General features: G+C 66.6%; 7 protein-coding genes. 4 read left to right on the forward strand and 3 right to left on the reverse strand.

Going from position 1 to position 8,961, the window contains the following annotated elements:
• Positions 1-352 (reverse strand): hypothetical protein (locus tag VFQ05_12690; GenBank protein HET9327621.1); only part of this gene is annotated, 352 nt, incomplete at its 3' end.
• A 77-nt stretch (positions 353-429) separates the two neighbouring features.
• The gene (gene yihA, locus VFQ05_12695; protein ID HET9327622.1) at positions 430-1,080 is read right to left on the reverse strand and encodes a ribosome biogenesis GTP-binding protein YihA/YsxC; all 651 of its coding nucleotides are present in this window, start codon (positions 1,078-1,080) and stop codon (positions 430-432) included.
• 138 nt (positions 1,081-1,218) lie between these two features.
• Between yihA and VFQ05_12700 the strand changes: the two genes are divergently transcribed.
• Both VFQ05_12700 and VFQ05_12705 read left to right on the forward strand, forming a co-directional pair.
• Entirely contained in the window at positions 1,219-2,373 is a 1,155-nt protein-coding gene (locus tag VFQ05_12700; protein ID HET9327623.1) for a hypothetical protein, read from the forward strand.
• A gap of 94 nt (positions 2,374-2,467) precedes the next feature.
• Positions 2,468-3,046 carry a hypothetical protein gene (locus VFQ05_12705; protein HET9327624.1) on the forward strand — a complete coding sequence of 193 codons (579 nt, stop codon included), beginning with the start codon at positions 2,468-2,470 and terminating at the stop codon, positions 3,044-3,046.
• A 5-nt stretch (positions 3,047-3,051) separates the two neighbouring features.
• On the opposite strand, the gene VFQ05_12710 is transcribed toward VFQ05_12705, so the two are convergent.
• Positions 3,052-4,620 (reverse strand): ATP-dependent DNA helicase RecQ, encoded by a 1,569-nt coding sequence (locus tag VFQ05_12710; GenBank protein ID HET9327625.1) that lies wholly within the window; start codon positions 4,618-4,620, stop codon positions 3,052-3,054.
• A 169-nt stretch (positions 4,621-4,789) separates the two neighbouring features.
• Between VFQ05_12710 and VFQ05_12715 the strand changes: the two genes are divergently transcribed.
• Entirely contained in the window at positions 4,790-6,253 is a 1,464-nt protein-coding gene (locus VFQ05_12715; GenBank protein ID HET9327626.1) for an FAD-binding oxidoreductase, read from the forward strand.
• Positions 6,254-6,463: 210 nt separating this feature from the next.
• On the forward strand, positions 6,464-8,961 hold a 2,498-nt coding region (locus VFQ05_12720; protein ID HET9327627.1), incomplete at its 3' end, for a CHRD domain-containing protein.

An 8,961-nucleotide genomic window follows, 5' to 3' on the forward strand; every position in this document is an offset into this window, starting at 1 on the left:
GGTCCACCGCGATCTGAAAGCTGGGCTTGCTCAACACGGGAGGACTGGTCCCGGCCGTGCGGATCAGAAAGAAGAGCGACGAGGTGGTCCCGGTGACCCGAAACTCGGTGAGATCCACCCACGGGAGAGGGCCGAGGTCGGTCCGGTAGTCGCCCGTCACATCTCGCCAGACGTACTCTCCTTGGCCGCTGCCGTTTCGGAAGATTTCGCCGAGGTTGGCGTAGGGAGGTTGGTTCGCGAACCAGTCGGTGGCAGCCCCGTCGACGGTGACGGGATGGCCTCCAGCCGGGGCACAGAGAGTGAGCGAGACCAGCGCCAACGCGAAAATTGAGAAGTTGCCTTGGTAGCGCATTGCGACCTCATCGAAGTCACGGACCCGGATTGCTCACACCCGAGTGTACGGCTGGGACGCGCCATTCCTCTATCGGGTCACGTTCGGTGTGAACCTGACGTGGGGCGGTCGCCGCCACGGGCCCGCGGCCCGGTCCCGGACGCCGTCTCGAGCGTGTCACCCATCCATGCGAGCAGCGCGCCGCGGCCTTCCCCGGTTTGGCTCGAGTACGAGACCAGCGGTTGGGTCGGTGACAACTCCAGCGCATCCATGATGGCGCGCAACGCGGGTGGCCGCTTGCTTTGCCCCAGCTTGTCGATCTTCGACGCGACCAGGCAGAACGGCAGCTCCTCGAAGCGCAGCCACTTCACCATCTCGCGATCCTCGCGCGAGGGCTCGTGACGGGAATCGACGAGTTGGATGATTCCAGCCAGCTGTCCGCGGGTGTGCAGGTACTCCTGCATCATCGCGTGCCATTGGTTGCGCGTCGCCCCCGGGGCCCGTGCGAACCCGTACCCGGGCAGATCGACCACGTGGAACTGGCGGTTCACCAGAAAGTAATTCAGGCGCTGGGTCTTGCCGGGCGTGCCGGACACCATCGCGAGTGACTTGCGCCCGAGCATGGAATTCAGGAGCGAGGACTTTCCGACGTTCGAGCGCCCTGACACGGCGATCTCCGGGCGCTGATCACGGGGACACTCCGTCGCCCTGCCCGCGCTGGTCACGAACTCGGCCGAGACGATCTTCACTCCGAACCTCCGACCGACAGAGCCAACCTCTCAGAGCGCATTCCGCTCACCTTGCTGGTTTCTGGTGACTCTGCGGCGCCGCGGGGGTTGTACTCTTGGGGAGTCCGTCGCCCCGGGCGTGACGGCTCGAGTCACTGGATGCGTGCAACCTACCACTTGCAGACCTTCGCACTGGCTGCCGCTTTGCTGGGGGGCGGCCTCTCGCTCAGTTCCTGCCTGTTCGAGCCCGAGGTCGGATTCAAGATCTCCGGACGGCTGGGCAATGCTTTCGGATGCTACGTGCTCACCAGCGCGGGGCGGACCTACGAGCTCAGCTCCTGGCGCGATCCCATTCCCCCGGCGGGGTCGTTCGTCACCTTGCGGGTGCGGTCGATCGGCGGAGCCTCGACCTGCATGGTCGGGGAGATCGTCAAGGTCATCCGGGTTCTCGAGGTGCGGACCGACTTCCGAACCGCGCCCGTGACCGGTGACGAGACCTGGGGGCCGGATAGCGGGCCGATCGTCCTGGGACAAGTCGAGGTGCGGCCGGGCGCGACGCTGACCATCCTGCCCGGCACGGTGGTGACCATCATCGACTATGGCGCTCTGCGGGTTCGAGGCGGCCTCCTCATGGCGGGGACGCCCGGGGACTCCATCCGCGTCGTGAGCCGGCACTCGGGTCTCGGAGGCGGCGGCCGGGTCTCGATCGACTCGACCGCGAGCGCGCGGATCGAGTACGCGGTGCTCGGTGCGCTGTCCCTGTCGGGATCGAGACGCGAGCTGCAGAACCTGCGAATCGGCTACCTGACCGTCCGCCATGGCCTCGCCGATCTTCGTCATGTGGTCACGTCCGGGCTGTCGTCCGACGGGGGCCGCGTCTCCGCCGAGGATTCCGAGCTGGGGAACGTCGCCGCGAACGGGGGCGCATTCGCGTTTCTCCGGTGCCGGATGACACGACTGGATCTCTCGTACTCCATGGCCACGGTCCTGGCGTGCAGTTTCGAAGGCAGCCGAACCTACGTGCTGCTTCATGGAGCTTCGGGAGGGACATTCCAGCGCACCGTCTTCCGCGCGGCCGAGACCGTGATCGAGGTGCGGCACACCTCGACGGGCGACTTCCGCGACAACGATTTTGTCAGCCCGATCATGAGAGTCGAGTGTGGCAGCTATCAGCTCGGGACGTGCGTGAACATGGGTGAGAACTGGTGGGGCACCGCGGTCGAGGAGGAGATCCGGGCCAAGATCCAGGAGAGTTGCCCGGTGTGCATCGAGCCGTGGAGGACGGAGCCGGTGAACCCTCAGCCCAGCCCATGAGCTACATTTGCGCTCGCACCGCAAGCAACCACACACAGCGCTCGAGCGGGACTCCGAGTATGAAGAGAGTGTCCAGGTATTGGAGCCATGGCGAGTGAGCACCGACAACGACGCCGTGGCCGATGCCGGCTCGCGGGCGTTTCTCCGCGCGCAGGGCTTTGTCGGCTTCCTTCGAGCGGGCCAGCTCCACGACCGGCGCTGCGAAGGACTGCCGAACGAACGCGGCGTCTACGCCATCCTGCGCGACTCCCCCTGCACGCCCGAGTTCATGGCGCGAAGCTCCGCGCCTGTGTATCGCGGCGTCGACCCTAGCCTCCCGATCGAAGAGCTGGAGGCACGCTGGGTGCCGGGCGCACACGTGCTGTATATCAGCCGCGCTCGCGGGCCAGGAGTGCGCTCGCTTCTCAAGCAGCGAATCAAGCGCCTCTTGCGCTTCGGCCACGGGCGCGTCGTGGGACATTGGGGCGGCCGCTTACTATGGCAACTGCGCGACCACGGGGCGCTGCTGGTGGCGTGGAAGTCCACCGGTGAAGACGATCCCGCCCTGGTGGAGGCCGCGCTGCTGGCGGGGTTCGTTGCGCGCTACGGCGCGCTCCCTTTCGCGAATCTCGAGCGGGAGAGCGAGGAGGCGGACACCGACGAGCGTGGGAGCGAGGATCAAGCCGGTGGCTGACGCCGTCACGCTTCCTTGGCGATCTCCTCGAGAAACACTCGCCCGTAGCGCTCCAGCTTCACCGGCCCGATGCCGGGGATGGTTGCCAGGTCGGACCGGGTACGCGGCACCCGCGACGCCATCCCGCGTAGCACCGCGTCACTGAACACGATGTAGGCGGGAACGCCCTCGGCGTCGGCCAGGCGCTTGCGCAGCGCCCGCAACCGCTCGAAAAGCTCCGGATTGTTGATTGCCGTCGAGCGGTCCGGTCTGAGCGCGCGTCCCGGTCTCTCGACGCCGTGCTCGCCGCCGGCCACCAGGTCCGCGATGGTGGCGCCGCGACATACATCGCACGAGGTCCCGCACGGCTCCAGCGTCTCGTCGAAGTGGCGCACGAGCCCCTGGTGGCGGCAGCCGCGCCGGTCCACCAGTCGGAACATCTCGATGGTCTTCTGCTTCGTCTCCTGGCGCAGAGCCGGATCATCGATGCCGTCGAGAAAGGCCTCGTAGCCGATGACGTCGGCCCACGAGTACATCAGCACGCAGTCGCTCGGGAGCCCGTCGCGGCCGGCGCGGCCGATCTCCTGGTACCACGCCTCGATGCTCTTCGGCATGTCGCGATGCACCACGAATCGAACGTTGCTCTTGTCGATGCCCATGCCGAACGCCACGGTGGCCACCACCACATCCACCTCGTCGCGGGCGAATGCGTCCTGGTTGTGGGTCCGCTCCCGGTCGTCGAGCCCGGCGTGGTAGGGCACCGCCTTCACCCCGCGCTCCACCAGCCACTTCGCCAGCGAATCCACCCCTCGCCGGCTCATGCAGTAGACGATCCCGCTCTCTCCGCGGTGGCGCCGCACGATTCCCAAGAGGTCGCGGCGCATGTCGCGCTTGGCCGCACCGACGCCTCCTTTGCGATGCGCGGTGATGTGCAGGTTGGGGCGAAAGAACGAGCCTTTGAACCCCGCCGGCTTGCGCATGCCGAGCTGCCGAATGATGTCGCCCACCACGCGCCTCGTCGCGGTCGCGGTGAGCGCCAGCACCGGAATGTCCCCGCACTCGGCCTTGAGACCCTGGAGACGCCGGTAGGCGGGGCGAAAGTCGTGCCCCCAGTGGCTGATGCAGTGGGCCTCGTCCACCACCACCAGGCTCGTTCCGCAGTCGGCGAGGACTGGGCGGAGCGAGCCCTCGAGTCCCTCCGGCGCGACGTACACCAGCTCCATCTCACCGCGGCGCAGCGCCCCCAGGCGCTTGCGCCGCTCCTGGAAGTCCACGCTGGAATTGAGCACCGTGGCCTTGAACCCGAGACGGGTGAGCGCATCCACCTGGTCCTTCATCAGTGAGATCAGCGGCGAGATCACCAGCACCGGGCCGGGCAGCATTTTCGCAGGGATCTGAAAGGTGAGTGACTTGCCCGCCCCCGTCGGCATCACACCAATGCAGTCGCTCCCCGCCAGCACGGCGTCGATGATGTGGCGTTGCCCGGGGCGAAACTCGCGGTAGCCGAAGACCGACTCCAGCACCCGCTGGGGATCGCCGTGCAAGACCTCGGGTGGAGCGAAGCGTGGAATGTCGAGGTCGGTGAGATCGGACAAGGTCCCTCCATGGACGAAATGCCTCGCGACGCGCTGGTCACTCGCCGGCAATCCGGCGGGCGGCGACACTCTCGCTAACGCGCGAGAAGCAGTCTCTGCAGCCTAACACGGGTTGCGCGTTGGATTCCGTGTCGGGCACTGTCTCACCTCGATGAAGCGCAGGGAGTTCTTGAAGAGCGCCGGAATCCTCGCGCTCTCGGCCTACGGCTGCGCGCCGGCCCTCACGCGCCGCACGGAGCTCTACGTCAACGACATCCACTCCCAGCTCAACCGCACCCGCGTCAGCGAGATCGTCCGACCGGAGACGGTTGCGGAGCTGCGGGATCTCGTGCGCCGCGCCGGCCGGAATGGGGAGGCGATCTCGATCGCCGGTGGTCACCACGCCATGGGCGGCCAGCAGTTCGCGAAGGACTCACTCAACATCGACACCCGTGGGCTCGGGAAAGTGATCCGCTTCGACCGCGAGCGGGGGCTGATGGAGGTGGAGGGTGGCATCGAATGGCCCGAGCTCATTCAGCACTACCTCGAGGTCCAGAAGGGCGGCGGCGACACCACGTGGGGAATCGCGCAGAAGCAGACCGGCGCCGACCGATTCACGATCGGCGGCACGATCGCCGCCAATGCTCATGGCCGCGTGCTGACGCGCAAGCCGTTCATCGCCGATCTCGACTCGTTCGTCGTCATGGACGCGGACGGCGAGCTGCGGACGTGCAGCCGCACCGAGAACCGTGAGCTGTTCAGCCTGGTCGCCGGGGGCTATGGAATGTTCGGCATCGTGACGTCCGCGACCGTCCGAATGGTGCCGCGCCGCAAGGTGGAGCGCGTCGTCGAGGTGATCCAGGCCGAGGACCTCATGGGGGGATTCGAGAAGCGGATCGCCGAGGGATTCGAGTGGGGCGATTTCCAGTTCTCCACCGACGACAAGTCCGACGACTTTCTGCGGCGCGGAGTGTTTTCGTGCTACCGGGCGGTCGATCCGGCGACGCGGATGCCGGACGTCCAGAAACGACTCGCGGACGACGACTGGCGAAAGCTGCTCTACCTCGCGCATGCCGACAAGGCGGAGGGGTTCCGCCGCTACTCCGGTTATTACCTCAGCACCTCGGGGCAGCTCTACTGGTCAGACACCCATCAGATGGCCAACTACCTCGATGACTACCACCGGGCGCTCGACCCCACGCTGCCGGAGCGCGAGCGGGGCACTGAGATGATCACCGAGATCGACGTGCCGCGATCGCGTTTCGCCGACTTCCTCGCGGAGGTTCGTGAAGACTTCCGTCGCAACCAGGTCGACATGATCTATGGGACAGTGCGACTCATCGAGAAGGACGATGAGGGGTTCCTCACCTGGGCGAAGCAGCCGTACGTGTGCACGATCTTCAACCTCCACACGCGACACACGCCGGACGGGATACGTCACTCGGCTGAGGCGTTCCAGCGCCTCATCGACATGGCGGCGCGCCGGGATGGGAGCTATTACCTGACTTACCACCGTTGGGCGGACCGCGCGCGGGTGGAGTCGTGCTATCCGCAGTTCGCCGAGTTCCTGAGGCTCAAACGCAAATATGATCCCCGGGCGCGTTTTCAGAGCGACTGGTGGAGGCACTACGCGAAGCTGTTCGGAATGGCGTGAGACCTCCGACGCGTTGAGCACGCCTCGCTGAAAACGGTGGTCCTCTCGAGAGGCCGGGAGTATCCTCCCGGCCTTCCCTTGCACCAGCCATCGTTTTGACCAGAGGCCCGCATGGTCATTTCTCGGTGGGATAGAAGCGGTTTTGGTTGAAGCTCCGTCATGGATCGCCCCGGGTTCTGCCCCCTCTCATCCCTCATCCCGGAGGTCATCATGCCAAGGTTCATCGCCTCTCTCGTTGCGATCGGCGCACTGCTCGGATCCGTAACGACATCGTTTGCGCAGGCCCACTTCACCGCGCGCCTGACGGGAAACCAGATCCTGCCGTTCCCCGGAGTCGCCACCGCCGCCACAGGCACCGCGTTCCTGACGCTGACGAGCGCGGGACTCCAGTACGTCATCACGGTCGAGGGGTTGTCGGGTCCGATCAAGGACGCGACCATCCATCGCGGCCCGCCGGGTCAGGTCGGAGCCGTCCTGCTGAACTTCACTCCAGACTTCCTCGGAAGGAACACGGCCGCCGGCTTGTGGCCGGCGGGGGCGTCGCTCGACCCGTTCATCCCCGATCTGCTCGATGGCAACCTCCACTTCGTCATCTATACGGCGGCAAATCCGTTCAATGGCGAGATCCGCGGGCAAATCCAGCTGAGCGCCGGCGTCCATTTGACCGCGAACCTCCAAGGCGCGCAGGAGAATCCCGGGACGGGAGCGGTGGGGACGGGGGCAGGTTCCTTCACGCTCACCGAAGAAGGCTTGGCGTACCACATCCAGGTCAACAATCTCACCGGTGCGATCGGCTCAGCGAGCATCTATACCGGCGCGATCGGGGTGAATGGGGGCGCCACGTTCCCGCTCGCGTTCGCCGGCACCACGGCTTTTGGAGCGATCACCGGACTCACGCCCGCGCAGAAGAGAGACCTGATCGCCGGCAACATGTACGTCAACATCCGCACGGCGGCCTTCCCCGCAGGCGAAATACGGGGACAGATTCAGCTGGCAGGCGGCCTGGGCTTTTCCGCGAGGCTCGATGGAGCTCAGGAAGTACCCGCCAACGCGAGCCCCGCCCTCGGGACCGCGACGGCCACGCTCACCTCGGCGGGACTGCTCGTCGACCTCACGTCCACGGGGCTGAGCGGACCGATCACCGCCGCTCACATCCATCGGGCCCCGCCGGGAGTCGTTGGTGCGCCGGTGCGCACGTTCTCGGGGACGGAACTGATTTCCGGCACCAGCTTCCTGGTGCTGTGGACACCGAACGATCCCGAGCCGCTCAAGCCCGACCTGATCGCCGAGCTGATGATCGGCAACTTGTACGTGAACGTGCACACGGCCGCGTTCGGCGGCGGCGAGATTCGAGGCCAGCTCGTGCTCAGCCAGCCCGGTCCGACCGCGACCGCGACCTACACCGCGAACCTGACGTGGCAGCAGGAAGAGCCGCCAATACCCATGCCGGCCACGCTACCGATCGGCACCGGGAACTTCCGGCTCCTGCCGGGCGGGCTCTTCTTCCGAATCACGATGGACGGACTCACCGGACCCATCACAGGGGCTCACTTCCACAACGCTCCGATTGGAGTCGGAGGTGGAGTCGTGCGCGGCATCGTGGCCGGTGAGTTCATCAGCCCGACGACGATGACGGGCATGTGGACGCCCGCCGATCCCCAGCCCTTGACCCCGGCGATGGTGACCGAGCTGATGAAGGGCAACCTCTATTTCAACGTCCACACCGCCGCGAATCCCGCCGGGGAGTCACGAGGGCAGATCGTGCCGGCCTCGGGCGCCGAGTTCGAGGCCTTCATGTTCGGGACCCAGGAGACGCCACCGCTTGGCGTGGTGGGCGCCGGCAACGGGTCGTTCACGCTCACGCCGTACGGTCTGGCATTCAACATCACGTACGACGGACTGACGGGCGCGGCCACGGGCGCGCACTTCCATCTCGGCACGCGCGGTGTGGCCGGTGGCATCGTGCGCGGGTTCACGCCGGGCGAATTCATGACCCCGAACACGCTGGCCGGCGTCTGGAAGCCCACCGACGCTCAGCCGCTGACGCCGGCGCTCGTCACCGAGCTGCTGCGAGAGAACATCTACGTCAACATCCACACCGCCGCGAACCCGGCAGGCGAGATCCGCGGACAGCTCGTGCTGTCGGGCGGGCTGCCGTTCGGCGCGCGACTCAACGGCCCGCAGGAAGTCCCGCCCAACTTGAGTCCGGGGAAGGGCACGGCGTCGATGACGCTGACCGACGAAGGCTTCTTGTGGCGGGTTTCCAACAACGAGCTGGTCGCGGGGCCGACCTCGGCGGAATTCGGGCAGGGGCCTCCCGGGGTGAACGGCCCTGTGCTGCGTCCTCTCTATCCTGGCGAGACGATCGGGGCGGCGTCCGCGGACGCGGTGTGGAAGACGACCGATCCCGATGCGCTGACGGCAACCGCGATCTTTTCCATGTTCCGCGGCGAGGTCTATCTCGACATCAATACGGCGGCGTTCCCGGCGGGAGAGATTCGAGGCCAGCTGGGTTGGCCGGTGCCCACGGTCGGCGTCGGTCCCGTGGCGAGCGGTGGATCGAACCTCCAACTTCTCAGCTCGCCGAACCCTTCACGCGAGCGCACCACGATCTCCTTCTACCTCCCACAGCGCGCCGAGGTTCGCCTGGCGCTCTACGACGTGGCGGGAGCGCAGGTGGTCGAGCTGGTCCGCGGGCCTCGTGACGC

The sequence above is a fragment of the Candidatus Eisenbacteria bacterium genome, from assembly GCA_035712145.1.
In the GTDB taxonomy this organism is placed as follows: Bacteria; Eisenbacteria; RBG-16-71-46; order RBG-16-71-46; family RBG-16-71-46; genus DASTBI01.

What these genes read in the sequence shown, in the direction of transcription:
- VFQ05_12700 (HET9327623.1), top strand. Translation starts at nt 1,219, where the DNA reads ATGCGTGCAACCTACCACTTGCAGACCTTCGCACTGGCTGCCGCTTTG.